This window comes from Micromonospora sp. NPDC047134 (genome assembly GCF_040643455.1).
Lineage (GTDB): Bacteria > Actinomycetota > Actinomycetes > Mycobacteriales > Micromonosporaceae > Micromonospora.
Map to the genome: position 1 here is coordinate 163,734 of NZ_JBEYUI010000008.1, position 24,468 is coordinate 188,201.

The 24,468-nt window shown below is 71.3% G+C and carries 21 protein-coding genes; 17 read left to right on the plus strand and 4 right to left on the minus strand.

Annotated elements, in window-relative coordinates; all coding sequences use genetic code 11:
- The first annotated feature begins 76 nt into the window (after positions 1-76).
- The 3 genes from ABZ795_RS13180 to ABZ795_RS13190 all read left to right on the plus strand — a co-directional run bounded on the left by ABZ795_RS13180 (position 77) and on the right by ABZ795_RS13190 (position 1,726).
- Positions 77-829, plus strand: a complete 753-nt coding sequence (locus ABZ795_RS13180; protein ID WP_327023960.1) for an ROK family protein — start codon at positions 77-79, stop codon at positions 827-829.
- Positions 830-984: 155 nt separating this feature from the next.
- Positions 985-1,356 carry a tetratricopeptide repeat protein gene (locus tag ABZ795_RS13185; protein ID WP_327023961.1) on the plus strand — a complete coding sequence of 124 codons (372 nt, stop codon included), beginning with the start codon at positions 985-987 and terminating at the stop codon, positions 1,354-1,356.
- A 115-nt stretch (positions 1,357-1,471) separates the two neighbouring features.
- The gene (locus ABZ795_RS13190) at positions 1,472-1,726 is read left to right on the plus strand and encodes a Smr/MutS family protein (RefSeq protein ID WP_013736060.1); all 255 of its coding nucleotides are present in this window, start codon (positions 1,472-1,474) and stop codon (positions 1,724-1,726) included.
- Positions 1,727-1,852: 126 nt separating this feature from the next.
- Here the strand turns inward: ABZ795_RS13190 and ABZ795_RS13195 are convergent, their stop codons facing one another.
- Positions 1,853-4,231, minus strand: coding sequence for a M28 family peptidase (locus ABZ795_RS13195; RefSeq protein ID WP_357530452.1), 2,379 nt, complete (start codon positions 4,229-4,231; stop codon positions 1,853-1,855).
- 273 nt (positions 4,232-4,504) lie between these two features.
- Here ABZ795_RS13195 and ABZ795_RS13200 point away from each other — a divergent pair, with 273 nt between their 5' ends.
- From ABZ795_RS13200 to ABZ795_RS13230, 7 genes are all read left to right on the plus strand, one after another.
- Positions 4,505-5,641 carry a fused response regulator/phosphatase gene (locus tag ABZ795_RS13200; protein WP_327023964.1) on the plus strand — a complete coding sequence of 379 codons (1,137 nt, stop codon included), beginning with the start codon at positions 4,505-4,507 and terminating at the stop codon, positions 5,639-5,641.
- Positions 5,638-7,449 (plus strand): ATP-binding protein, encoded by a 1,812-nt coding sequence (locus tag ABZ795_RS13205; protein WP_357530453.1) that lies wholly within the window; start codon positions 5,638-5,640, stop codon positions 7,447-7,449. The genes ABZ795_RS13200 and ABZ795_RS13205 overlap by 4 nt, the downstream gene beginning before the upstream one ends.
- A complete protein-coding gene (locus tag ABZ795_RS13210; protein WP_013736029.1) occupies positions 7,446-7,898 on the plus strand; it encodes a response regulator in 453 nt (150 codons plus the stop codon). The genes ABZ795_RS13205 and ABZ795_RS13210 overlap by 4 nt, the downstream gene beginning before the upstream one ends.
- Positions 7,891-8,700, plus strand: a complete 810-nt coding sequence (locus ABZ795_RS13215) for an inositol monophosphatase family protein (RefSeq protein ID WP_357530454.1) — start codon at positions 7,891-7,893, stop codon at positions 8,698-8,700. The genes ABZ795_RS13210 and ABZ795_RS13215 overlap by 8 nt, the downstream gene beginning before the upstream one ends.
- 289 nt (positions 8,701-8,989) lie before the next feature.
- Positions 8,990-9,994, plus strand: a complete 1,005-nt coding sequence (locus ABZ795_RS13220) for a hypothetical protein (RefSeq protein WP_357530484.1) — start codon at positions 8,990-8,992, stop codon at positions 9,992-9,994.
- A 36-nt stretch (positions 9,995-10,030) separates the two neighbouring features.
- Positions 10,031-11,584 (plus strand): fused MFS/spermidine synthase, encoded by a 1,554-nt coding sequence (locus tag ABZ795_RS13225; protein ID WP_357530455.1) that lies wholly within the window; start codon positions 10,031-10,033, stop codon positions 11,582-11,584.
- Positions 11,585-11,654: 70 nt separating this feature from the next.
- A complete protein-coding gene (locus tag ABZ795_RS13230; RefSeq protein ID WP_357530456.1) occupies positions 11,655-13,361 on the plus strand; it encodes a serine/threonine-protein kinase in 1,707 nt (568 codons plus the stop codon).
- Positions 13,362-13,406: 45 nt separating this feature from the next.
- Here the strand turns inward: ABZ795_RS13230 and ABZ795_RS13235 are convergent, their stop codons facing one another.
- Complete coding sequence (locus ABZ795_RS13235) at positions 13,407-14,042, minus strand: TrkA family potassium uptake protein (protein WP_357530485.1); 636 nt, start codon at positions 14,040-14,042, stop codon at positions 13,407-13,409.
- A 25-nt stretch (positions 14,043-14,067) separates the two neighbouring features.
- A complete protein-coding gene (locus ABZ795_RS13240; protein ID WP_357530457.1) occupies positions 14,068-15,405 on the minus strand; it encodes a potassium transporter TrkG in 1,338 nt (445 codons plus the stop codon).
- Positions 15,406-15,748: 343 nt separating this feature from the next.
- Here ABZ795_RS13240 and ABZ795_RS13245 point away from each other — a divergent pair, with 343 nt between their 5' ends.
- From ABZ795_RS13245 to ABZ795_RS13270, 6 genes are read left to right on the plus strand one after another with little or no spacing between them, the layout of a single operon-like run.
- A complete protein-coding gene (locus ABZ795_RS13245; protein WP_327023970.1) occupies positions 15,749-16,954 on the plus strand; it encodes a substrate-binding domain-containing protein in 1,206 nt (401 codons plus the stop codon).
- 2 nt (positions 16,955-16,956) lie between these two features.
- Entirely contained in the window at positions 16,957-17,700 is a 744-nt protein-coding gene (locus ABZ795_RS13250) for an ABC transporter ATP-binding protein (RefSeq protein ID WP_357530458.1), read from the plus strand.
- A complete protein-coding gene (locus ABZ795_RS13255; RefSeq protein WP_357530459.1) occupies positions 17,700-18,458 on the plus strand; it encodes an ABC transporter ATP-binding protein in 759 nt (252 codons plus the stop codon). The genes ABZ795_RS13250 and ABZ795_RS13255 overlap by 1 nt, the downstream gene beginning before the upstream one ends.
- Complete coding sequence (locus ABZ795_RS13260) at positions 18,458-19,348, plus strand: branched-chain amino acid ABC transporter permease (protein ID WP_357530460.1); 891 nt, start codon at positions 18,458-18,460, stop codon at positions 19,346-19,348. Before ABZ795_RS13255 ends, ABZ795_RS13260 begins: the two co-directional genes overlap by 1 nt.
- Entirely contained in the window at positions 19,345-20,484 is a 1,140-nt protein-coding gene (locus ABZ795_RS13265) for a branched-chain amino acid ABC transporter permease (RefSeq protein WP_357530461.1), read from the plus strand. The genes ABZ795_RS13260 and ABZ795_RS13265 overlap by 4 nt, the downstream gene beginning before the upstream one ends.
- A gap of 55 nt (positions 20,485-20,539) precedes the next feature.
- Positions 20,540-21,286 (plus strand): SDR family oxidoreductase, encoded by a 747-nt coding sequence (locus tag ABZ795_RS13270; RefSeq protein WP_357530462.1) that lies wholly within the window; start codon positions 20,540-20,542, stop codon positions 21,284-21,286.
- Positions 21,287-21,380: 94 nt separating this feature from the next.
- Here ABZ795_RS13270 and ABZ795_RS13275 read toward each other — a convergent pair whose 3' ends face one another.
- Complete coding sequence (locus ABZ795_RS13275) at positions 21,381-22,190, minus strand: hypothetical protein (RefSeq protein WP_357530463.1); 810 nt, start codon at positions 22,188-22,190, stop codon at positions 21,381-21,383.
- Between the two features lie 82 nt (positions 22,191-22,272).
- On the opposite strand from ABZ795_RS13275, the gene ABZ795_RS13280 reads away from it, so the two are divergent.
- Positions 22,273-24,414, plus strand: coding sequence for a DEAD/DEAH box helicase (locus ABZ795_RS13280; protein WP_357530464.1), 2,142 nt, complete (start codon positions 22,273-22,275; stop codon positions 24,412-24,414).
- The last annotated feature ends 54 nt before the right edge of the window (positions 24,415-24,468 follow it).

Sequence of the window (24,468 nt, forward strand, 5' to 3'; positions counted from 1 at the left end):
TACCCGTCGGCGGTCTGCGGATTAACCACCCCCTGGTTCCTCGTGCCGGCCGAGCGGCACGAGGCAGACTCAGGTCGTGCAGACCACTCTGGCGATCGACTGCGGTGGCGGTGGGATCAAGGCATCCGTCCTGGACAGCGCGGGCACCATGCGGGCGCAGCCGCTGCGGGTACCCACGCCGTACCCCCTGCCTCCAGAACTGTTCGTCAAGACCCTGCTGGAGCTGGGCGCCCGGCTGCCCTCGGCGGACCGGGTGACGGTCGGGATGCCGGGCATGATCCGGCACGGGGTGGTGGTGGCCACCCCGCACTACGTGACCCGCTCCGGCCCGCGTACCCGGGTGGACCCGGCCCTGCTCGCCGAATGGTCCGGGTACGACGCCCGCAGCGCCCTTGCCGATGCCTTCGGGCTGCCGACCCTGGTGCTCAACGACGCCGAGGTGCACGGTGCCGGGGTGGTCGCCGGCACCGGCTGCGAGCTGGTGCTGACCCTGGGCACCGGGCTGGGCAGCGCCCTGTTCGACGGCGGGGTGCTCGCCCCGCACCTGGAGCTGTCCCACGCCCCGGTGCGCTGGGGCACCACCTACGACACCTACATCGGCGAACCGGAACGCCGTCGGCTGGGCGACGCCTTCTGGTCCCGACGGATCCGCCAGGTGGTGGACGGGCTGCGCCCGGTGTTCCGCTGGGACCGGCTCTACCTGGGCGGCGGCAACTCCCGACTGATCCGCCCGGAACAGCTCGCCCGGATGGGCGACGACGTGGTCGTGGTACCCAACAGCGCCGGCATAGTCGGCGGGGTCCGCGCCTGGGACCTCAAGCTCCGGTGAAAGGAAGGGCACCTTATTAACGCCTCGTGTAGAGGAAGGGCCCCTGCTTAACACCGCTGCCTGCGCGGGGCGGGAGGAGCACGCGGGAACAGTCGCGGTCCGGCCGTTGTTGTGCGAGCGTCAGAACAGCGCTGCGACGGGAGAGGGTGGTCAAGATGGATCTTCTGGCCGAGTACCGACGGGCGAATCTGTTCTTCGAGTCGGGCGACCCCACCGGGGCGGCCCGGCTGCTCGAACCGATCATCGAGGCCGAGCCGGACAACGCCGCCGTACGGCAACTGCTGGCCCGGGCGTACTTCCAGTCCGCCCAGCTCGGTCGCGCCGAGGAGCACCTGCGGGAACTGGTCGACCGCAACCCCAGCGACCACTACGCCCACCACGTCCTGGGCCGGACCCTGGAGCGACTGAACCGGCACTCCGACGCGCTGCGCCACCTGCGCATCGCAGCGGCCATGCACGGCGCCAACGACGACTACCGGACCGCCCTGCGCCGGGTCGAGACCCGGCTGGGGACCAGCGCCCGCTGACCATCGGAACCCTCGAAGGGGCAGCCCACCCGGGCTGCCCCTTCGGCGCCTCCGGCCCCGGCAACCACCCTGCCTACCATGGGCACATGGGAGCCGACCGGACGGTGGACGCGCCATGAAGCTGAAGCTGGACCTGCACGACATCTTCAACAAGGGTCACGACATCGACCGGGCGCTGCGCGGGATCATGGACGAGGCGGTCGCGAAGAAGGCCACCCTGGTCGAGATCATCCCCGGCAAGGGCTCCGGCCAGCTCAAGAAGCGGGTGCTGCGTTTCCTGGACCAGAAGGACGTCAAGCAGCTCTACCACCGGGTAGAGAAGGACTCCAAGAACTTCGGCCGCCTCTTCGTCCACTTCCGCTGGAAGTAAGACCCCCACCCTCCCCGCCTCTCCCACCCCACCCCGCCGATCTTGCACTTTCGGTCGCCTTTCTGCGGAGTATGTCCGCTTTGCGGAGACCAAAAGTGCAAGATCGCGGGGGAGGGAGGGCGAGGGCTAGAGGGGGTAGGTGCGGGCTACGGCGAGCATTTCGGAGGTGTGGGAGCCGACCACGCCTACGTGGGGTGGGCGGGGGCGGAAGCCGGGGATCTGGTCCAGGCCGTCGCTGACGTCTTGGGCGCGCAGGGAGACCTGTGCCGCCCGGGGTTCTACGGTCAGAGTGATCTCGATGCCCTCCGGGGGCGGGGCGTGGAAGACCACCCCGAAGCCCCACCGGCCCTCGCGTGTCTCGATCGGCACCGGCCGGCCGGCCACCGTGGCGCTGCGAACCGTGGCCGTGGAGGTGTCCACATGCAGGGTGGCCAGGCGTACCTGTCGTTGGGGGGTCAGCCGCAGGCGCAGGGTGCGCTGCCCGGCCGTGCTGGTGTCGGCCAGCACCTCCAGCCGGGGTGCGGGCAGTGGGGCCGCCTGCGCCGGGCCGCCCAGCAGGTCGGTGTGGGCCAGGCCGGGGAAGTCGTCCGCGATGGAGACCGGCCCCTCGACGTACTGTGCGGTCCAGGGTTGGGGGTCGGTTTCGCGGCTGAGCCAGCGGGCCTGTCCGGTGTCGGCGTCCAGGGCGTACATCAGGTGGGTGGGGGTGGGGTGCGCGGCGTCGAACCGGTCGACGGCCAGCCCGACCCCGGCGAGCACGATCGCGGCCAGGGTGGCGGCCCCGGCGGGCAGCGCGCCGAGCCGCCGGGCCCGCAGGGCCACCAGGCCCCGCTGGCCGCCGGCCTCGGGGTGCAGCAGGTCCACCACCGGCAGGGCGGCCAGGCCGAGCAGGACCGCGAACAGTGCCGCGACACCCCCCATGGTCATGCCCAGCGCCGGGAACAGCAGCACCACCACGGGCAGCAGGACGACCACGGCGACCGCGCCGGCCAGGGTCACCGCGATGACCGGTACCGGGCCCTCGATGCGGGCGGCCACCGCGACCAGCCCGGCCAGGGCGCCGGCCAGGGCGGGCAGGGTCGCCAGGTACGCCCCACCGGGCACCAGCACCGCGAGCAGTACGCCGAGCAGGGCCAGCCAGCCCAGTCCACCGATGGCCAGGGCGGCGGGACCGACCCGTCGACGGGTCAGGGCGTACCAGGTGAACAGCACGGCGGCGGCCAGCGCCAGCACCGCCAGTCGATACCAGGTCGGCCGGTACGGGTCGAGCAGCATCGCGTAGCCGGGCCGGATGGCGGTGATCGCGGCCCAGAGCAACTGCGCGCCCAGCGGGGCTACCACGATCGGCACCAGCGCCAGCCCGAACCCGGCTGCCAGCCGGCTCCCGGTGACCCGACCTCGACGCCGGGCCAGCCAGGCCAGCACGATCACCCCGGCCAGCGCCAGCAGGGCCAGCGGCAGCACCAGCGGCCCGGGGTAGCGGGCCAGGCCGCCGGGGATCGGGAAGTAGGTGGCGTCGTGTCCGGCGTCCAGGTCGGTCAGGTCGATCCGACCGAATTCGCGGGCCATGGCTAGGGTGTTGGCGCCGTGGTGCTGGAGGCTGGCCCGGTCCATCGACGCGGGGGTGTCCAGCGGGGTGTGGTAGATCGCGCCCCCGTCCAGATAGGCCGAGTTCAGCCCGACGAAACCGTGGTCCAGGAAGGCCGTGAAGTCGGTGTCGTTGGGCAGGGCGCGGTAGACCTCCACGGCGAAGGAGGTGCCGACGGGATGCGGCGCGGCCCGACCGAAGACCTCCACCAGTGCGGCGTTCCGCGGCGAGGTCTCGAACATGATCACCGGCCCGGTGCGGCCCCGCGCCTCCAGGTTGAGCACCACCCCCTTCTCGGCGGCCAGCCGATGGTCGGCGGCGAAGGCGGAGGCCCCGCACAGGCAGGCCTCCTCCGCGTCGGTGAGCACGAAGACGACCTCGTTGCGCGGGGCCGGTCCGTTGGTCAGCGCCCGGGCCACCTCCAGGATGGCGGCCACCCCGGCCCCGTTGTCGTTGCCGCCCGGCCCGGTCTGCACGGCGTCGTAGTGGGCCACCAGGAACACCGTGCCGGTCGGGTCGGTGCCGGGTAGCCGGGCCACCACGTTGCGGACCCGGGCCAGGGTGGCGCCGGCGGCCGCTCCGCTGAGCTGACCGGCCTCCTCGGCGACGGTGTCCTGTACCTCCGGAGTCAGGCCCAGTTTGCGGAGTTCGGCCTCCAGGTAGGCGCGGACCTCGTCGTTGGCCGGGCTGCCGGCGACATGCGGCCCACCGGCGACGACAGCCAGATGGGCGTACGCCCGACCGGCGCTGAACTCCTCGGCCGGTGCGTCCGTGGGGCGGGGTGTCGGGGGGCGGATGTCGAGCAGGGCCAGGGTGCCGACGGCGGCCAGCGCGACCAGAGCCGCCAACGCGGCCAGCCCGCGGCGACGGGGTCGGGACAGGGCACGATCGGCAGCGGGGCTGGGGGGTGCGCCCACGGACGGCTCCTCGGGGGATGGGACCTGGGGGGTGCACATCATCCTCTATGCCACGCCAGGGCGCTCCGTCGTGTTGTGTGCGAACGTTGTCTAATACAGGATCAGCGGGGCACTCGGAAGGAGCCCGACATCACCAGCGAACTCCCGCCGGTCACGGCGGTGGCCCGGGCACACCGGGGGACCGGCACGACCGGTCCCTCCGTCGTGTCGTGGCCGTACCCGCGAGGTGGCCTGGGAGGTAATCCCAACCTCCCGCCGGGGGAGCGGCTGCGGGTGCTGCTGGTAGAGGACGACGAGGGCGACGCCTTCCTGGTCGGTGAGCTGCTGGCCGAGACGAACTCCGGCATCGACCTGGTGGTCGCCACCAGTCTGCGCGAGGCCCGCCGCCGGATGACCGGGGTGGACTGCGTACTGCTGGATCTGGGTCTGCCGGACGCGCAGGGGCTGGACGGCCTGCGGCAGGTGTTGGAGATGTCCGGCAGCGCGGCCGTCTGTGTGTTGACCGGCCGCAGCGACGAGCACCTGGGCATCGTCGCGGTCGCCGAGGGGGCCCAGGACTACCTGGTCAAGGGCCAGGTCGACGGGGTGCTGCTGACCCGGGCCCTGCGGTACGCGGTGGAGCGTAAGCGCGCCGACGAGAACGCCCGCCGACTGCGCGAGGTGGAGCTGCGGCAGGCCGAGTCGGCCCGGTTGGAGCGGGGTCTGCTGCCCCAGCCACTGATGTCCACCGACAAGATCGCCGTGCACACCTTCTATCGGCCTGGCCGACACGCTGCCCTGATCGGTGGCGATTTCTTCGACGTTGTGCAGACCCGTCCGGATCGGGTCGACCTGATCGTCGGTGACGTGTGCGGGCACGGGGTGGACGAGGCGGCGCTCGGGGTCGAGTTGCGGGTGGCCTGGCGGGCCCTGATCCTGGCCGGGGTGCCGGACGACGAGGTGCTGCCCGCCCTGGAGCAGGTGCTGATGAGCGAGCGCCGACTCCAGGAGATCTTCGCCACGGTCGCCACGGTGCGCCTGGACCTCGACGCCAACCGGGGCATCGTACGGCTGGCCGGTCATCCTCCGCCGGTCCTGCTCTCCGGAGGGCGGGTGGCCCCGGTGCCCGCACCGGGTGGCCTGCTGCTCGGGGTACGCCCACGGCGCCCGGTCGCCTTCGATCTGAAGTTCGACACCGAGGACTGGTCTCTGCTGATGTACACCGATGGTCTGATCGAGGGCCGGGTGGGCGAGGGCGACGAACGCCTCGACGTGCCCGGTCTGACCCGACTGTTGCAGGAGCCGGACGGCCGCCGCGTCGCCCTGCCCGAACTGCCGGCCTGGCTGGTCGGGCGGGCTGAGCAGCTCAACGGCGGCCCCTTCGCCGACGACGTGGCGATGCTGCTGGTCACCCGGGGCGGTGGCCGGTGAGCGTAGGGGTCAGCTGGTGGACGCTGCGCCGGCGGGTGCTGGCGCTGCTGGGTGTGGTCGGGGTGCTGCTGCTCAGTGTCGCGGTGGCCGAGGCGGTCGTGGCCTCCAAGAACCGCGAGTACACCGACGTGCTGCTGATGGAGGTCGGCCCGCTGCGGGTGCAGGGCCAGGAGATGCTCAACGCGCTGCTGGACCAGGAGACCGCCGTACGCGGGTACGCGGTGACGGCGGACCCTGAGGACCTGGCCCCGTACGAGCAGGGCCTGGCCCAGGAACGGGCCACCGCGCAGGAGATCCGGCAGCTGTCCGGCAAGTACCCCGAGATCGTGGCGGATCTGCAGGCGGTGGAGCAGCAGGCGGACGAGTGGCGGCGCGCGGTCGCCCAGCCGGTGATCGAGACCACCCGGACCAGCGGCACCGAAGCCGGTCAGGCCCTGCTGACCGACGAGACCCGGCAACGGTTCGACGAGGTACGGGGCGCGGTCGCCGCCCTCCAGGAGGAGATTCTCACCGCCCGGCAGGCCACCGCCCGCAACGTGGAGCAGACCGGCAACCTCCTGGTCATCCTGCTGATCGTCGCCGCCCTGGTGGTGGCCGTGGCGGGTATCGCCCTGCTGCTGGCGCTGGACCGGATGGTGCTGCGGCCGTTGACCGCCCTGGCCGGGCAGGTCAGGGAGGTCGTCACGGGCGACTACACCCATCGGATCGTCGGTGGCGGGCCGCCGGAGTTCCAGCGCCTCGGCGCGGATGTGGACGCCATGCGTCAGCGGATCGCGGCCGACCTGGCCGAGGTACGCGAGGCGCGGGAGCGGATCGAGTGGGTCAACACCCAGTTGCAGAAGCAGGCCGAGGAGTTGACCCGGTCCAACCGTGACCTGGAGCAGTTCGCCTACGTCGCCTCGCACGACCTGCAGGAGCCGCTGCGCAAGGTGGCCAGCTTCTGCCAGTTGCTGCAACGCCGGTACGCGGGCCGCCTCGACGAGCGGGCCGACCAGTACATCGCCTTCGCGGTGGACGGCGCCCAGCGGATGCAGCGGCTGATCAACGACCTGCTGGCCTTCTCCCGGATCGGTCGCCTCACCGCCGGGTTCACCGAGGTCAACATGAACAACCTGATGGCCGAGGTGGCCGCCCAGACCGAGCCGGCCCGGCAGTACGCCGACGCCGAGCTGACCTGGGACGACCTGCCGGTGATCCGGGGCGAGGAACCCCTGCTGACCAACCTGCTGGTGAACCTGGTCAGCAACTCGGTCAAGTTCCGCCGACCCGAGGTGCCGCCGAAGGTGCACATCTCAGCCCGCCTGGTCGGCGAGGAGTGGGAGATCAGCTGCCAGGACAACGGCATCGGCATCGAGCCGGAGTTCGCCGACAAGATCTTCGTGATCTTTCAGCGGCTGCACGCCAAGGACGCCTACCCCGGCACGGGCATCGGGCTGGCCATCGTCAAGAAGATTGTGGAATATCACGGGGGTCGGGTCTGGGTGGACACCGACGTACCCGAGGGCACGGCCATCCGTTTCACCCTGCCGGCCCGACCGGAGGATGTCACGGCCGCCCAGGCCGACCAGCCGGCCGGAGCGGTGGCGCCGGATTCGGACGCGGAAGGCCGCGACGGAGGCGAGCAGCCCGAGGGTGCGGGTACGGTCGGCGCGGACGCTGACCCGGATTCGGTTCCCGAGGCGGACGACCAGGCCGCCGGGGCGCAGCGGAGCGGGGTGGCCCGCCAGGGCGGCTCGCGGGAGGCCGTCGGCGGGGACGCCGGGTCGGGTAGCGGCGAAACAGGTGGGATGAAGGAGGCGGTGAGATGACCGCGCCAGCGGACGGCAACAGCCCGATCGAGGTGCTGCTCGTCGAGGACGACCCGGGCGACGTGCTGATGACGCGGGAGGCGTTCGAGGAGCACAAGCTGCGTAACCGGCTCAATGTCGTCTCCGACGGTGCCGAGGCCCTGGCCTACCTGCGCCGCGAGGGCCAGTACGCGGACGCCGTGCTGCCGGATCTGATCCTGCTCGACCTGAACCTGCCCCGCCGGGACGGTCGGGAGGTGCTGGAGGAGATTAAGAACGACGAGCAGTTCCGCCGCATCCCGGTGGTCGTGCTGACCACCTCCCAGGCCGACGAGGACATCCTGCGCAGCTACCAGTTGCACGCGAACGCCTACGTCACCAAGCCGGTGGACTTCGAGCGGTTCATCTCGGTGGTCCGGCAGATCGACGAGTTCTTCGTCAGTGTGGTGAAACTGCCGCCGCGTGGCTGACACCCTGCTCGACGACGTCGCCGGACTGCTGCGGGAGACCGCGGACCGGATCGTACTGCCGTCCTTCCGTCATCTGGACGCCGCCGACGTGACCGAGAAGGCACCCGGTGAGCTGGTCACGGTCGCCGACCGTAGGGCCGAGGAGGCGATCACCGCCGGGCTGCGCCGGCTGCGGCCGAACTCGCTGGTGGTCGGCGAGGAGGCGGTGGCGGAGGATCCGGGCCTGCTGCGCCACCTGCGGTCGGAAGGGGAGGTGTGGCTGGTCGACCCGATCGACGGCACGGCCAACTTCGCGGCCGGTCAACGTCCCTTCGCTCTGATGATCTCGCTGCTCTCCGGCGGTGAGCCGGTGGCCGGCTGGATCTTCGATCCGCTGGCGGAGACCCTGGCCACGGGTTGGCTGGAGACCGGAGTCCACCTCGACGGTCGCCCGCTGCGTCTGCCGACCGAGGCGCCCCCGCTGGGCAGCCTGCGGGGCGCGGCGATGACCAGGTTCCTGCCGCCGGCCTCCCGGCGGACGGTCGAGGCCGGTGGCGCCCGGGTCGGTGAACTGCTGCCGGGTCAGCACTGCGCCGGCCGGGAGTATCTGGACCTGCTGACCGGGGCCCAGCAGTTCGTGGTCTTCTGGCGCACCCTGCCCTGGGACCACGGTCCGGGCACCCTGCTGGTGCGGGCCGCAGGCGGGGTGGCCCGCCGCTTCGACGGCGCGGACTATCACCCCGCCGACACCGAGCACGGCCTCCTGGTCGCCGTCAACGACCAGGTCTGGCACACCGTCCACGAAACCCTCCTCCCCATCTGACCTCCGTTGAGTTGATCAAGAAGTTTTAGTCTTCCGCAGCCCGGATCAAGACTAAAACTTCTTGATCAGCGAGGCAGGAGGGCGGAGGGTGAGGTGGGGGTTGCGGTGGGTTGATGATTGACGGGTGTGGGGGGTCGGGGGACTGGTCGGGGGTGCTGGTTCCGGTATTCTGACCGGCGGTTCATCGCCAGCAGGCCGCCGATCGGCGCCGGCGGGGACCGCCGCCGCGCAGTGGATCTCACCAAGGGGGGCCGGCGGACGACGAGAGGATGCTTTCGTGCGCAGGTCCATGCCCGTGCGGCGGCGCTCGCATCGAACGCTGATCGCCCTGCTCGCCGCCGTCATGATGTTGTTCGGCCTCGGCGCCGTGCCGGCGTACGCGGAGCCCAACGAGGGGGGCAGCAAGAAGCTGCGGGACACCCTGGAGGCCACCGCCAAGGCCCACATCGAGGCCAAGCGCAAGCTCGACGGCTCCAAGAAGCGCCAGAAGAAGATGGCCAAGGAGCTGTCCGAGCTGGAGGAGCGGCTGGCCGAGCTGAGCCTGATGGTCGGTGAGGTGGCCGCGCAGTCGTACCGGATCGGTCGGCTCAGCGCCGCCGCCGCCCTGCTGGACAGCGGCACCCCGGAGGCCTTCGTGCAGCGGGCCGCCAGCCTGGACATGATGGCCCAGCGGGACGGCCGTCGGGTGCGGGAGCTGGCCGAGGCCCGTGAGCAGGCCCGCCAGGCCAAGCTGGCGATCAACGCCGAGGTGCGCGAGCAGACCAAGCAGCTAGCCGTGATCGCCAAGAAGAAGAAGGAGACCGAGGCGGCCCTGGCCGCAGTCAGTTCGGGCAGCAGCGGCGGGTTCAGTGGCGGCAACTCCACCTCGGCCAAGCCGGCACCACGCAACGCCAACGGCTCCTGGCCGTCGGAGTCCTGCTCGGTGAACGACCCGACCACCTCGGGCTGTATCACCCCGCGCACCCTGCACGCCCTGCAACAGACCCAGGCCGCCGGCTACAAGCGGTACGTCTCCTGCTACCGCAGCGGTGGCTCGGGCGAACACCCCAAGGGCCGGGCCTGCGATTTCTCCGCCGCCACCAACGGCTTCGAGGACCGCACGGCCACCGGCGGGGACAAGGCGTACGGGGACAGTCTGGCCGCCTGGCACGTACGCAACGCCGATCGGCTGGGTGTGCTGTACGTCATCTGGTACCGGCAGATCTGGCACCCGGGCACCGGTTGGCGGTCGTACGGCGGCAGTGGCAGTCCCGCCGCGGACCACACGAACCACGTTCATCTCTCGATGTACTGACCCGGGGCCGTCGCGACGCTGCGTACCATGCCCACGATGAACTCTCCATCGCCTGACCTCGCGGCACCGGCCGCATCGGCCGATCCGTCGACCCCACGGGCCCTGCCCAACGGGCTCGCCGCCTTCCTGGTCTTCTACTCCAGCGGTGCCGTCCTGGTGCTGGAGACCGCGGCGCTGCGCCTGGTCGGGCCGTACGTCGGGGTGACTCTTCAGGTGACCAGTTCGGTCATCGGCATCGCCCTGGCCGCGATCGCCTACGGGGCCTGGGCGGGAGGCTGGCTGGCCGACAAGCGCAACCCGCGTACCTTGCTGGCTCCTGCCCTGGTGCTCTCCGGCATCGCCACCGCGATCACCCTGCCGGCGGTGCGGTACGCCGGTCAGGTGCTCACCGGTGGCACGGCCGGGGCCATCCTGCTGCTGGTGGCGGTCGCCGTGTTCGCCCCGGCGATGCTGCTGTCGGCGGTCACCCCGCTGGTGGTCAAGCTGCAACTGGCCGACCTGCGCCGTACCGGTCAGGTGGTCGGCCGGCTCTCCGGCATCGGCACCCTGGGCGCGGTCACGGCGACCCTGGGCACCGGCTTCGTGCTGGTCGCCGCGCTGCCCAGCACGGTCATCCTGTTCGGGCTGGCCGCCTCCCTGGGGATCACCGGCATCGCCCTGGGGGTTTACCTGCACCGCCAGGACCGGGCCACCCTGCCCGGTCCGGCCCGGGTGAAGGCGGCGCTGGCGGTGCTCGGCCTGGTCGGTGCCGGGCTGACCATGGTCGCCCCGAATCCGTGTGACGTGGAGACGGCGTACCACTGTGCCAAGGTCGAGGCCGATCCCGGCCGGGAGAGCGGACGGACCCTGCTGCTCAACTCGGCCCAGCACTCGTACGTGGATCTCGACGACCCGACCTACCTCCAGTACGCCTACACCCGGTGGATCGGCGCGGTGGCGGACGTGATGGCCCCGGAGGGGCAGCGGCTGGACGCCCTGCACCTGGGCGGGGGCGGCTTCACCATGCCCCGCTACCTGACCGCCACCCGGCCCGGTACGGACAACCTGGTGTTCGAGATCGACGGCGGGCTGGTCGACCTGGGGGAGCGGCTGCTCGGCGTACGCCAGGGGCCGGACCTGCGGGCGGTGGTGGGTGACGCCCGGATGCTGGTGGCCAAGGAAGGCACCGACAGCCGGGACTTCGTGGTCGGGGACGCCTTCGGCCACCTGGTGGTGCCCTGGCATCTGGCCACCCGGGAGATGGCCGCGGACATCCGGCGGGTAACCCGGCCGGGTGGGGTGTACGTGCAGAACGTCATCGACTATCCGCCGCTGCGGTTCATCCGCAGCGAGGTGGCCACCGTGGCGGCCGAGTTCCCGCAGGTGGCCCTGATCGCCCCGCCGGAGGCCCTGGCCGGGGAGCAGGGGGCCAACTTCCTCATCGTCGCCTCCGACGCCCCGCTGCCGCTGGCCGCCATCCGGGCCCGGCTGGACGCCGCCAACGAGCCGGTCAGCCTGCTCAGTGGCCGGGATCTGACGGACTTCGTCGGGGAGGCCCTGGTGCTCACGGACGACTACGCCCCGGTGGATCAACTGCTGGCCACCGCCTGATCGGGTGAATCCGCGACCGAATCCGTTCAGAAAGGTGTAGGCGGGTTCGCATCGGGCAACAAGGCCGACCATGGGTGCAGAGGTACGCAGGGGCGCGCAGCTGCTCGGTGAGCGGTACCGGCTGATCGAGCAACTCGGCACGGGCGGGATGTCCGTGGTCTGGCGCGGCTACGACGAGGTGCTCGGCCGGCAGGTCGCGGTCAAGGTCCTCGCCTCCCGGCTGGCCAGCGACCGGGCCTTCCGCCACCGGATCCGCACCGAGGCCCAGGCCGCGGCCCGGCTCTGCCACCCCAACATCACCAATGTGTACGACTACGGCGAGTCCCAGCAGGTGGGGCTGACCCTGCCGTACGTGGTGATGGAGCTGATCGACGGTGCTCCGCTGACCGCCCGGCTAGCCGGTGTGGGCACCCTGCCCTGGCGGGAGGCGGTGACCATCGCGGCCGAGGTGGCCTCCGCCCTGGCCACCGCGCATGCCCGGGGGGTGGTGCACCGCGACGTCACCCCGGGGAACGTCATGCTCACCCCCACCGGCGTGAAGGTGGTCGACTTCGGCATCTCCGCCCTGGTGGGGGAGAGCGAGAAGGGCACGGACGGCACCCTGCTCGGCACCCCGGCCTACCTGGCCCCGGAACGCCTGGACAACGGCCAGGTCAGCCCGGCCACGGACGTGTACGCGGTGGGACTGCTGCTCTACCGGATGCTGACCGGACGGCTGCCCTGGCAGGTGGAGACCACCACCCAGATGCTGCGGGCGCACATGTACCGCGAACCCGAACCCATGCCCCCGGTGCCGGGGTTGCCGGCCGGGGTGGCCGAGCTGATCCACCGTTGCCTGGCCAAGCGGCCCGCGGACCGGCCCGGCACGGCCGAGGTGGCCCGGACCCTGGCCGAGGTGATCGGGAAGGTGCCCCGGGTGCCGGTGTCCCCGGCCGACCAACCGGCCGATGCGATGTCGCTGGCCAGTGCGGGCACCACCATCCTGCCCTGGTCGGCGGCGACGGATGCCATGCCGCTGATGGGTCTGCGTACCCGGCGGCGGTTGGACCGGCGGCGGCGGGCCGAGGCGGCGGTGGCCGCGGTGGCGCTGATGGCCGTCACCGCAGCGGTGTGGGGGGTGACCTCCCGCAGCCCGGCCAGCGGCGGCATCGACCAGCCCACCCAGGCCCGGATGGGCGGTGAGCAGCGCATCCCGTGCCAGGTCTCGTACGCGCTGCGCAAGGACTCCGGCAAGGAGTTCACGGCCGAGTTGAGCCTGACCAACACCGGGGAGCGGGAACTGCGGGACTGGACGGTCCGCTTCGCCTTCCCCGGTGAGCAGCAGGTGACCGAGGCCAGCCCGGTGCCGGCCCGCCAGCAGGGGCGCGCGGTGGCACTGCTGGCCACCCCGCAGCGTCCCGCCCTGGCTCCCGGTGCCACCGAGAAGCTGAACCTGACCGGCACCTACACCGGCACCAATCCGCTGCCGGTGGAGTTCCGCCTGGGTGACGAGCAGTGCGGGGTACAGGTGTCCGGCATCGCCGGCAGTGCGCCGACCCCGAAGCCGGTGAAGGCCGCCGCCGGTTCCGGTGGCAAGGCCGGTTCGGGGGGCTCGGGCAGCTCCGGCAAGTCGAAGAGCAAGTCGGAGAAGGCCAAGCCGGAGAAGAAGGACGGCAAGAAGGGTGGCCCCGGCAAGAAGGAGCAGCAGGCCAAGGGCACCCCGGCGAAGGGCAAGCCGGAGAAGAGCAAGGCGGCCAAGCGGGGCAAGTCGCACCGGCCTCCCGGCCGGAAGGGCTGAGGATCTGCGGTACGCCCCAGTCAGAACAGGTCAGGTCGGGTCAGGTCAGGTCAGTGAGGCGAAGGCCTGGACCTGCTCGATGGTCCCCTCGACGATGACGAGGTCCTCGGGGCCCAGGCGCAGGCTGTCCGAGACGTAGCGGTACCCCTGCTCCTGCGCCGGCTTGATCCCGATGATCCGTACCCCGTGGCGGTCGAGCAGTTGTTCCTCATTGAGGTGGTGTCCGGCCAGGGCCGCGGGTACCGGCATCTTCGCGATGGCGAAGGCGTCCCCGAACTCCATGAAGTCGAGCATCCGGCTGGCGATCAGGTGCGCCAGCCGTTCGCCGGTCTCCTTCTCGGGGAAGATCACATGGTGCGCCCCGACCGCGGAGAGGATCTTCGCGTGCTGGGTAGAGGTGGCGCGGGCCCAGATCTGCGGCACCCCCAACTCGACGAGCGCCAGCACGGTGAGCACGCTGGACTCCACGGAGGCCCCGATGGCCACCACGACCCGGCTCAGGTCGGTCAACCCGAGTTGGCGCAGGGCCCGGTCGTCCGTGGAGTCGGCCTGGGTCACCTGGTCCAGCAGGTTCGACCACTTCTGCACCCGCTGGGCGTCATGGTCGATGGCGAGGACCTCGTGACCCAGGGCGCTGAGCGATTCGGCCAGGCGGGAGCCGAACCGGCCGAGGCCGATCACGGCGATGGGCCCCGGATCCGGGCGGTTAGCCGACAATGGGTTGCTCCTCTGGATAGCGGTAGAGCCGACGCCGGGTGTTCAGCGCGATCGCCGAGCCGAGGGTCAGCGGCCCGACCCGGCCGATGTACATCAGCACGGTCAGCAGGAGCAGACCCGCGTCGGACAGGGCCGAGGTCACCCCGACGGAGAGGCCGGTGGTGCTGAAGGCCGAGGTGATCTCGAACAAGGCGGCGTCGAACGGCACCTGGTGGGTCATGGCGATCAGCAGGAGGGTGCCCACGGCCACGATCGCGACGCTGAGCAGGGCTACCGTCAGGGCCTGCCGTTGGCTGGCGGTGGCCACCCGACGATGCCCCACGGTGACGTCCGGCTCGCCCCGCATCTCCGCCCAGATGATGAAGGCGAGCAGGAAGAAGGTGGTGACCTTGATGCCGCCGGCGGTGCTGGCGCTGCCGCCACCGATGAACATCAACCCGGTCAGCAGGGGATAGGTCTCCTCCCGCAGGCCGGCGATGGGCACCACCTCGATCCCCCCGGTACGCGACAGTGCGATCTGGGTGAAGGCGGCGAGGATCTTGTCGCCGACGGCGTACGGGCCGATGGTCCGGGCGTTGCTCCACTCGATCAGCAGGAGGACCAGGAAGCCGAGGAGGACCAGGGCGAGGCTGCCCCAGATGGTCAGCTTGGTGGTGACCGCCCACCGGATCGGGTGGCGCCACTCGCGGACCGCCTCGAACAGGGCCGGGAAACCTAGCCCGCCGATGATGCTGCCCAGTGCCAGGGGCAGACAGACCCAGGGGTCGCGGGCCAGGGACAGCAGGCCGTGCGGGTAGAGGGAGAAGCCGGAGTTGTTGAAGGCCTGGATGGCGTGGAAACCCGCCGACCACAGGGCTCGTCCGAGCGGATAGTCGTACCCCAGCCAGAGCCGTACGGTGACGATGGCCGTCATCGCCGCCTCGCAGGCCAGCACGGTCGCACCGATGCGCAGCAGCAGGCGACCCAGGTTTCCGATGCCGTACTCCAGGGTCTCGGCCTGCACCAGCATCCGGTTGTGCAGGCCGAGCCGTCGGGAGACCGTCAGGACCACCAGGGCGGCGCCGGTGAGGATGCCCAGCCCGCCGATCTGGGTGAGGACCATGATCACCACCAGGCCGGTGGCGGACCAGAAGGTCGGGGTGTCCACCGAGGTCAGCCCGGTCACCGAGATCGCCGAGGTGGCGGTGAACAGGGCGGTGAGCAGCGGCGCCGGTTCGTGTCGGGGGGCCGTCATCGGGGGCAGCATCAGCAGTCCGGTGCCGATTCCGATCGCCACCAGGAAAGCGAGCGGCACCAGCCGTACGGGGTGACGAAAGAACCGGTGCACCAGACAATCTTCCGATTTCCGGCGATCTCGAACGGAGGGAAATCAGAATCCCGAGGTAGATCTTGGACAGTTGCCGCTACCCGAGAACGGAAACTGTCCAAGATTGCCCGCCCGAGGGGCGGTCGGGCGGGTAGCGGTGGACGACACAGGGTGGGAGGTGGCCGTGGGATATGCGGCCATGGTCTTCCCGAGAGGACGCTGCCGGGTTCTCCTGGCTGTAACCGGAAGCCATCCACCTCGGGCCACTTGTGTGCACGGGCCACATAGCCCGTGGGTGATGTCACTTCTAGCGTGAGCCGACACATAAGGTTTCTCTCCCTCTGAGTCCTCACGTGGAGTGGCAATGACGGTCCGGACGACACGGCGGGCGCTCCTGTCCGCCGCAACGATGTTGGCCGCGGCGATGGCCGCCACGGCCTGTGGTAGCCCGCAGGACACCGCCAACGGTGGTGGCGACAGCGCCGCCCCGGTGAAGGTCGGCCTGGTGTACTCCCAGTCGGGAGCGCTGGCCAGTTACGGAAAGCAGTACATCGAAGGGTTCCGGGCCGGTCTGGACTTCGCCACCGGCGGCACCAACAAGGTCGGTGACCGGGCGATCGAGATCACCGAGGTCGACGACGCCGGTGACCCGGCCAAGGCGGTCTCCGCGGCCAAGGACCTGATCGGCAAGGGCAGCAAGATCATCGCCGGTTCGACGGCGTCCGGTGTGGCGCTTCAGGTGGCCCCGATCGCCGCCCAGAACAAGGTGCTGTTCATCTCCGGCCCGGCCGCCACCGACGCGGTGACCGGCGTGAACAAGTACACCTTCCGCTCCGGGCGGCAGTCGTACCAGGACGTGGTTACCGCCCGGTCCTTCATCGGCGACCCGACCGGCAAGAAGGTAGTGGTGTTCGCCCAGGACGGGGCGTTCGGGGACGCCAACGAGGCCGCCGTCAAGGAGATCATCGGCGGGGCCGGGGCGACCGTCAGCGCGGTCCGGGCACCGGCCAGCGCCACCGAGTTCACCCCCTTCGCCAGCCAGATCAAGTCCGCCAAGCCGGATCTGCTCTTCGTGGCCTGGGCCGGCACCACCGCCCCGGCGATGTGGCAGACCCTGGACCAGCAGGGCGTACTCAGCTCCACCACGGTGGTCACCGGGCTGGACATCCGCGCCTCCTGGCCCACCTTCGGGGCGGCCGGCACCAAGATCTCCTTCCTGTCGCACTACTTCGACGGGGCCAGCGACACCGAGGCGGCCAGGGCCGCGAAGGCGAAGGTGCCCGGCGGCACCCTCGACCTGTTCCACCCGGACGGCTTCGCCGCCGCCCAGATGGTGGTCCGGGCCGTGCAGGAGGGCGGGGACGACGTCGAGAAGATGATCACCGCCCTGGAGGGCTGGAGCTTCGAGGGTGTGAAGGGCACCATGACCATCCGCGCCGAGGACCACGCCCTGCTCCAGCCGATGTACCAGGCGAACCTCACCGGCAGCGGCGACACCTTCACCGCCACCGCCCAGAAGGCGCTGACCGGTGACGAGGCTGCCCCGCCGGTCCAGGCGATGAAGGGCTGAGGATGCTCGCCACCCGCGGTCTGACCTGGCGGATCGGTGAGGTCGCCATCGTCGACTCCGTCGAGATCGACCTGGCACCCGGGGAGTTCCTCGGGGTGATCGGGCCCAACGGCGCCGGCAAGACCTCACTGTTCAACCTGATCACCGGTCTGCGTCGGCCCACCGAGGGCCAGGTCACCCTGGACGGACAGGACATCTCCACCCTGCCGCCGCACCGGCGGGCCCGGCTGGGCCTGGGGCGTACCTTCCAGGCCTCCTCGGTCTTCGGGTCGCTGAGCGTACGGGAGAACGTCCGGCTGGCCGTACAGGCACACCGCGGGGGCTCGATGAAGCTGTGGCGGCGGGCGGCGGCCGACCGGGAGGTGGCCGCCGCCGCCGACACGGCGCTGGAGCGGGTCGGCCTGGCCCACCGGGGTACGGCGTTGGCCGGCACCCTGGCCCACGGCGAGAAACGCAAGCTGGAGATCGCCCTGCTGCTGGCCGGCGAACCACGGGTGATGCTGCTGGACGAGCCGATGGCCGGGGTCAGCGCCGAGGACGTCCCGGAACTGGTCCAGGTCATCCGGTCGCTGACCGGGGACAGTGGCCGGTCGGTGCTGATGGTCGAGCACCACATGGACGTGATCCTCGAACTGGCCGACCGGATCGCGGTCATGCACCACGGGGCCCTGCTGGCCTGCGACACCCCGGAGACGGTGATGGCCAACCCGACCGTGCAAGAGGCCTACCTGGGGGAGGAGCTCTGATGGAGCCCATCTTGACGGTCGAGGACCTGTCGGTGCGGATCGCCGGGCTGCACATCCTGCAGGGGGTGTCGTTCACGGTGGCCCCGACCGGGGTCACCGTGCTGCTCGGCCGCAACGGGGTCGGCAAGACCACCACCCTGCGGGCCCTGGTCGGGCTCACTCCCCGCAACGGCGAGGTACGCGGCACCGTCCGGATGCAGTCGGCGACGCTGCTAGGTCAACCCACCCACCGGCTGGTCCGGGGTGGGCTCGGCTACGTGCCGGAGGACCGCTGCGTCTTCGCCGGACTCACCGTCGCGGAGAACCTGCGGCTCGCCGAGCGGCGGGGTGGCACGGCGGCGTACGACCGGGTCTTCGCACTTTTCCCGGAGTTGCAGCGACGGTCCCGGCAGCGGGCCGGTTCCCTCTCCGGCGGGCAGCAGCAGATGCTCGCGATCGGTCGGGTGCTGCTCAACGACAACCGGCTGCTGCTGGTGGACGAGCCGACCAAGGGGTTGGCGCCGAAGGTGGTGACCGAGGTGGCGGAGGTGTTGGCGCGGGTCGCCGAATCCGTGCCGGTGCTGCTGGTGGAGCAGAACCTGGCCGTGGTCCGGCGACTGGCCCGCGACGCCGTGGTGCTGGCCGCCGGCCAGGTGGCCTGGACCGGCGACGCCCAGCGGCTGCTGGCCGAGACCGAGCTGACCCGGTCCCTGCTCGGGGTCGGTTCGGCCGAGGGCCACCACGCCGCGCCCGGCGCGGGACGGAAGGACGGGCACTGATGGACGCGGTCATCCTGCTGACCCTGACCGGGCTGGGTCTGGCGGCGCTGTACTTCCTGGTGGCCTCCGGCCTGTCACTGGTCTTCGGCCTGGCCGACGTACTCAACTTCGCGCACGGACTGTTCCTCGGAGTCGGGGCGTACGCGACCTGGTGGGCGGCGGGGAACCTGCCCGGGGCCGGTGCGGACGGCTTCGGCTTTGTGGTCGCGGTCGCCTTCGGGGTGGCCGCCGGCACCCTGATGGCGGTGCTGGTGGAACTGGTGCTGATCCGGCCGCTCTACTCCCGCACCATCGAACAGGTGCTGGTCACCGTCGGTCTCTCCCTGGCCGGGGTGGCGTTGTTGCAGGCCACCTGGGGGGCCGACGCCCGGCCCTTCCCGCGTCCGGAGTGGACCCGCCAGGTGACGACCATCCTGGGCGCCCAGGTGCCCAACGGGGGGCTGCTGCTGATCGCCGCCGCGGTGCTGGTGCTGGCCGCGATCCTGGCCTTCCTCCAGTGGACCCGGTATGGCCTGATCATCCGGGCCGGGGTGGAGAACCGGGAGATGGTGACCGCGCTGGGCATCGACGTACGCAAGGCCTTCACCCTGGTCTTCGCCATCGGTGGCGCGGCGGCGGCCCTGGCTGGTGCGCTGGGCAGTGTCTACTTCGGCACGGTCTCGCCCCAGCAGGGCGGCTCCCTGCTGATCTTCGCCTTCATCGTGGTGGTCATCGGCGGCATGGGCTCGGTGATCGGGTCCGCGTACGCGGCCGTGGCGGTAGGGCTGCTGCAACAGTTCGTCAACTACTACGGCACCTCCGGGCTGGGCGACATCTGTGTGGTCGCGCTGCTGGCCGTGGTGCTGCTGCTGCGCCCGCAGGGCATCGCCGGAAAGGTGGCTACGGCATGACCGAGGTCAAGAGTCCCGAGATCCCGGCACCTGCGGCGGAGGCGCCGGCCCAGCCGACCGGTGGGTCCCGGCTGCGCCCCTTCCTGCCCCTGGTCGTGCTGGTCGTGGCGCTGATCCTGCCGTACTCGACCCTGCACCTGCCGGGCCTGTTCGAGGGGGCCCTGAACTCGCCCGGCACCCTGCAACTGCTCGCCGTCTGCCTGGTCTTCGGTGGCCTGGCGGCCGGCTACGACCTGCTGTTCGGGCGGACCGGGATGCTCTCCTTCGGGCACGCCCTCTACTTCGCCGCCGGGGTGTACGGCACGGACATCCTGATCACCCGGGCCGGGCTGCCGCTGTGGCAGGCCGCGCCGCTGGCGATCGTCGGCGGGACCATCCTGGCCGCGCTGGTCGGGGCGGTGGCCCTGCGTACGGTCGGCATCGCCTTCGCCATGGTCACCCTGGCCTTCGCCCAGGTCGGGGCGATCCTGGTGGCCCGCGACTTCGGTGGGCTGACCGGCGGTGAGGAGGGGCTGCCGCTGGACGTGACCGGGGTGCCCGCCGGGCTGGTCGGGGTGGCCAACACGGTCAACCTGTACTGGCTGGCGTTGGCGTACCTGGTAGTGGTGGTCTTCGTGGTGCACCGGGTCAGCGGCTCCCCGACCGGGCGGGTGCTGGCCGGAGTACGCGACGACGAGCGGCGCATCGGGGTGCTCGGGCTGGACCCGTACCGGTTCAAGTTGGTCGCCTTCACCCTGGCCGGTGGTCTGGCGGCGGCCGGCGGGGTGGTCTACTGCCTGATCGTCGGCGGCGCCTCCCCGCACATCACCAGCAGTGAGCTGACCCTGTCGTTGCTGGTGATGGTGGTGCTCGGCGGCCCCGGCACCCGCTGGGGCCCGGTGCTGGGCGGCATCCTCTACATGTACCTGGACCACCGCCTGGTCTCGGTCGGCAGCTCCGGTGCGGTGGACGCCCTGCCGGCCTTCCTCAGCCGACCCCTCTCCCAGCCCCTGTTCGTTCTCGGCACGGTCTTCATCCTGGCGGTCTACTTCTTCCCCGGCGGCCTGGCCAGCCTGGCTCCCCGCCTGGCCCTGCTGCGCAACGCCCTGCGCCCGGGCCCGCGTCGGGAGAGCCGGGGCCCGCGTCGGGAGAGTTGACCAGAAGGCCGCTAGCCTTGGCGATCAATGTACCGACGACGACAGGGGACCCGGGGTGGCCGAGCGGTTGGCTGTGGTCAGCGGCGGGGGTACGGGAATCGGGGCGGCCGTGGCGCGGACCCTCGTCGCGGACGGGTGCTCGGTGCTCGTGCTCGGTCGACGGGCGGAGGTGCTGGCGGCGACGGCCGACCGGATCCGGGCGGAGACCGGCCGACCGGAGGCGGTACGCCCGGTGCCGGTCGACCTCACCGACCCCGAGCAGGTCGGCAGGGTGCTGGAGGCGGTCGGGGACCGACCGGTCGACGTGCTGGTCAACAACGCCGGTGCCTTCCACAGCCCGCAGCAGGACTCCCTGACCGGGATCGCCGACTACTGGCGGGCCACCCTGGACACCAATGTGCTGACGGCCGTACTGCTCACCGAGGCGCTGCGGCCCAGGCTGCGTCGTCCCGGCGGACGGGTGATCCTGATCAGCTCGATCGCCGCCCAGCGGGGTGGGGATGAGGCGTACGCGGCGGCGAAGGCGGCACTGCACGGCTGGGCGTACAGTCTCGCGGCCCAACTGGGTCCGGAGCAGATCACGGTCAACGTGGTCAGCCCCGGCTACGTGGCGGAGACGGAACTCTTCGTCGGTCGGATGACCCCCGAGGGGCACGCCAAGCGGGTGGCCGCCACCCTGGTCGGCCGGGCCGGCACCCCGGACGACATCGCCGAATCCATCCGCTACCTGGCCAGCCCCGCCGCCGGCTACGTCACCGGCCAGATCCTGGGCGTGAACGGCGGCTCCGTCCTGGGCCGCTGACCCCCCCCAGAAACGCGTTGACCAAGAAGTTTGCGTCTCCGAAGAGCCCGTTCCAGACGCAAACCTCTTGATCAACACGACGAGCCGGAGGGGGTCAGCCGTTCAGGAGGTCGTAGGCGGAGGTGGGGGCCGGTTCGGCCTCGTCGGGGGTGAAGGCGACGATCTGCGGGGTGCTGCCGAAGTCGGAGTACTCCACCACGTACTCGCTGGCCTTCTTCTTGCCGGCGGGCGGGATCTCCAGGGTGAGCGAGGCCAGGTTGCCGTCCGGGCCGACGACGGCGGCGAACGGGATCGGCTCGGTGCCCTCCCCGAGGGTGACCAGCCCCTCCATGGCCTCCACCAGGTCCGGCTGGGTGGCCAGGTCGATCACCCCGGTGTACGTCCCACCCTCACCCGCCTGGACCTCGCTGGCCGCGCGGATGATCGCCTCGGCGTTGCCGGGATCGGTGCCCTGGTAGGTGGGCAGGGTGTCCGGGGTCTCGATCTTCGCCGGGTCCATCTCCATCCACGTGGTGGGCAGCTTCATCAGCTTCTGGATGTCCTTGGAACCCTTGAAGTTGACCTTCATCCAGGTCCGGGAGTCGACCATCCGGAAGGACATCTCCAGGGTGAAGTCCTTGTCCTTGGTGACGGTGTCGATGTCCATGCCCCGGTTCGCCGGATCCACCACCCCGGAGACGTCGCCGGAGGTGTCCCGGGTGACGAAGCGGAAGGCCGGGTCCTCCTCGGTCGGCACCGCGGCCAGCAACTCCTGCTTCGGGTCCGGCGGTGGCGGGGCCGCCTGCGGCGTGTCGTCGTCGCAGGCGGTGACCATGGCGGCGGTGAGCAGGGCCACCACGGCGACCGCGATCCGCCGGCTCGTGACGGTGGTGCCGGTTGGCTGTGTCATGTCGTCCTCTCTCATCGAACGGCATCGTATGCCAGCAGGTCGGGCCGGGCCGGAGGGACATCATCCCCGCTGCCGCACGCGCTGGTAGAAATGCCGGATGAGCCAGGAACGCAGCATGGTCCGGGACCGCGCCGAACAGGTGCTGCGGCGGTTGGCCGGCGACCACGCCACCCTCCGTGAGGACCAGTGGCGGGCGATCGAGGCGCTGGTCATCGACCGGCGGCGGGTGCTCTGCGTGCAACGTACCGGCTGGGGCAAGTCGGCGGTCTACTTCGTGGCCACCGCCCTGCTGCGCGACCAGCCCTCTCCCGCCGGGCCTACGGTGATCGTCTCCCCGTTGTTGGCGTTGATGCGCAACCAGGTCGAGGCCGCCGCCCGGGCCGGCATCCGGGCCCGCACCATCAACTCCGCCAACCTGGAGGAGTGGGCGGAGATCACCGCCGAGATCCACGCCGGGACGGTGGACGTGTTGTTGATCAGCCCGGAGCGGCTGAACAATCCGGACTTCCGGGACGGGGTGCTGCCGCAGCTGGCGGCCACCACCGGGCTGCTGGTGGTCGACGAGGCGCACTGCGTCTCCGACTGGGGGCACGACTTCCGGCCGGACTACCGCCGGTTGCGGACCTTCCTCGGCAACCTGCCGGCCCACACCCCGGTGCTGGCGACGACGGCCACCGCCAATGCCCGGGTGACCCGGGACGTGGCCGAGCAACTCGGCACGGAGGTGGCCGTCCCCGGGCCGGAGGTGCTGGTGCTGCGGGGCAGCCTGGACCGTGAGTCCCTGCGGCTGGGCGTACTCGACCTGCCCACCCCGGCGCACCGACTCGGCTGGCTCGCCGACCACCTGGACCGGCTGCCCGGGTCCGGCATCATCTACACCCTGACCGTCGCTGCGGCCACGGAGACCGCGGAGTTCCTGCGGGCCCGAGGATGGTCGGTGGCGGCGTACACCGGGCAGGCGGAGGACGCCGACCGGCGCGCCGCCGAACAGGACCTGCTGGACAACAAGATCAAGGCCCTGGTGGCCACCAGCGCTCTCGGCATGGGCTTCGACAAACCGGACCTGGGGTTCGTGGTGCACCTGGGTGCCCCACCCTCCCCGATCGCCTACTACCAGCAGGTCGGCCGGGCCGGCCGGGCCGTCGACCACGCCGAGGTGCTGCTGCTGCCCGGCCGCGAGGACGTGGCGATCTGGCGGTACTTCGCCTCCCTGGCCTTCCCCCCGGAGGACCAGGTCCGTGCGGTGCTCGCCGCCCTGCACACCGACCGGCCGCTCTCCACCCAGGCCCTGGAACCGCTGGTCGACCTGCGTCGGGCCCGCCTGGAGATGATGCTCAAGGTGCTCGACGTCGACGGCGCGGTCCGCCGGGTGCGCGGCGGCTGGCTCGCCACCGGCGAGCCCTGGACCTACGACGCCGAGCGGTTGCGCCGCGTCGCCACCGCCCGCGCCGCCGAGCAACAGGCCATGCTGGAGTACGCCTCGACGCCCGGTTGCCGGTTGCGTTACCTGCGGGAGTGCCTGGACGACGCCGAGGCGACCGACTGTGGCCGCTGCGACCGGTGTGCCGAGCCCCTGTTCACCTCCGAGGTGTCACCGGCGGCATTGACGGCCGCACAGAACTTCCTGGGCCGCCCCGGGGTGCAGATCGTGCCGAAGAAGCTCTGGCCGACCGGGTTGGCGGCGGTCGGCGTACCCCTGAAGGGGCGCATCGCCCCGACGGAGCAGGCGCTGCCCGGTCGGGCCGTGGGCCGGCTCTCCGATCTCGGTTGGGGTGACCGGCTGCGCGGGCTGGTCGGGCCGGGTATCCCGGACGGGCCGGTGCCGGACGACGTGGTCATGGCCGTCATCGAGGTCCTCAAGGCGTGGGCGCACGGGGACGACCCCTGGCCCAGTCGCCCGGTGGGGGTGGTGGCGGTGGACTCGACCACTCATCCGCTCCTGATCACCTCACTGGCCGAGCGGATCGCCGCCGTCGGGCGGATGCCCCTGCTGGGTCGGGTGACCGTCGCCGCCCCGCCCGGTGCCGCCCGCGGAAACAGCGCCCAGCGGGTACGCGCCCTGCACGGCACCCTCACCGTGCCCGCCCCCCTGGCCACCGCCCTGGCCGACCTGACCGGCCCCGTCCTGCTAGTAGACGACCTCGTCGAGACCGGCTGGACCCTGACCCTGGCCGCCCGCGAACTCCGCCGCGCCAACGCCCCCGCCGTCCTCCCCCTAACCCTGGCCCTAACGACCTGACCTCCCCCGCGATCTTGCACTTTCTGTCGGGACATAACGGGTGAATGCCGCATC

Excerpts from the sequence above, each read along its gene's own strand:
- ABZ795_RS13185 (WP_327023961.1), top strand. The coding sequence starts at position 985 with ATGGATCTTCTGGCCGAGTACCGACGGGCGAATCTGTTCTTCGAGTCG.
- ABZ795_RS13190 (WP_013736060.1), top strand. The coding sequence starts at position 1,472 with ATGAAGCTGAAGCTGGACCTGCACGACATCTTCAACAAGGGTCACGAC.
- ABZ795_RS13210 (WP_013736029.1), top strand. The coding sequence starts at position 7,446 with ATGACCGCGCCAGCGGACGGCAACAGCCCGATCGAGGTGCTGCTCGTC.
- ABZ795_RS13220 (WP_357530484.1), top strand. The coding sequence starts at position 8,990 with ATGCCCGTGCGGCGGCGCTCGCATCGAACGCTGATCGCCCTGCTCGCC.
- ABZ795_RS13225 (WP_357530455.1), top strand. The coding sequence starts at position 10,031 with ATGAACTCTCCATCGCCTGACCTCGCGGCACCGGCCGCATCGGCCGAT.
- ABZ795_RS13230 (WP_357530456.1), top strand. The coding sequence starts at position 11,655 with ATGGGTGCAGAGGTACGCAGGGGCGCGCAGCTGCTCGGTGAGCGGTAC.
- ABZ795_RS13245 (WP_327023970.1), top strand. The coding sequence starts at position 15,749 with ATGACGGTCCGGACGACACGGCGGGCGCTCCTGTCCGCCGCAACGATG.
- ABZ795_RS13250 (WP_357530458.1), top strand. The coding sequence starts at position 16,957 with ATGCTCGCCACCCGCGGTCTGACCTGGCGGATCGGTGAGGTCGCCATC.
- ABZ795_RS13255 (WP_357530459.1), top strand. The coding sequence starts at position 17,700 with ATGGAGCCCATCTTGACGGTCGAGGACCTGTCGGTGCGGATCGCCGGG.
- ABZ795_RS13260 (WP_357530460.1), top strand. The coding sequence starts at position 18,458 with ATGGACGCGGTCATCCTGCTGACCCTGACCGGGCTGGGTCTGGCGGCG.
- ABZ795_RS13265 (WP_357530461.1), top strand. The coding sequence starts at position 19,345 with ATGACCGAGGTCAAGAGTCCCGAGATCCCGGCACCTGCGGCGGAGGCG.
- ABZ795_RS13275 (WP_357530463.1), bottom strand. The coding sequence starts at position 22,190 with ATGAGAGAGGACGACATGACACAGCCAACCGGCACCACCGTCACGAGC.
- ABZ795_RS13280 (WP_357530464.1), top strand. The coding sequence starts at position 22,273 with ATGAGCCAGGAACGCAGCATGGTCCGGGACCGCGCCGAACAGGTGCTG.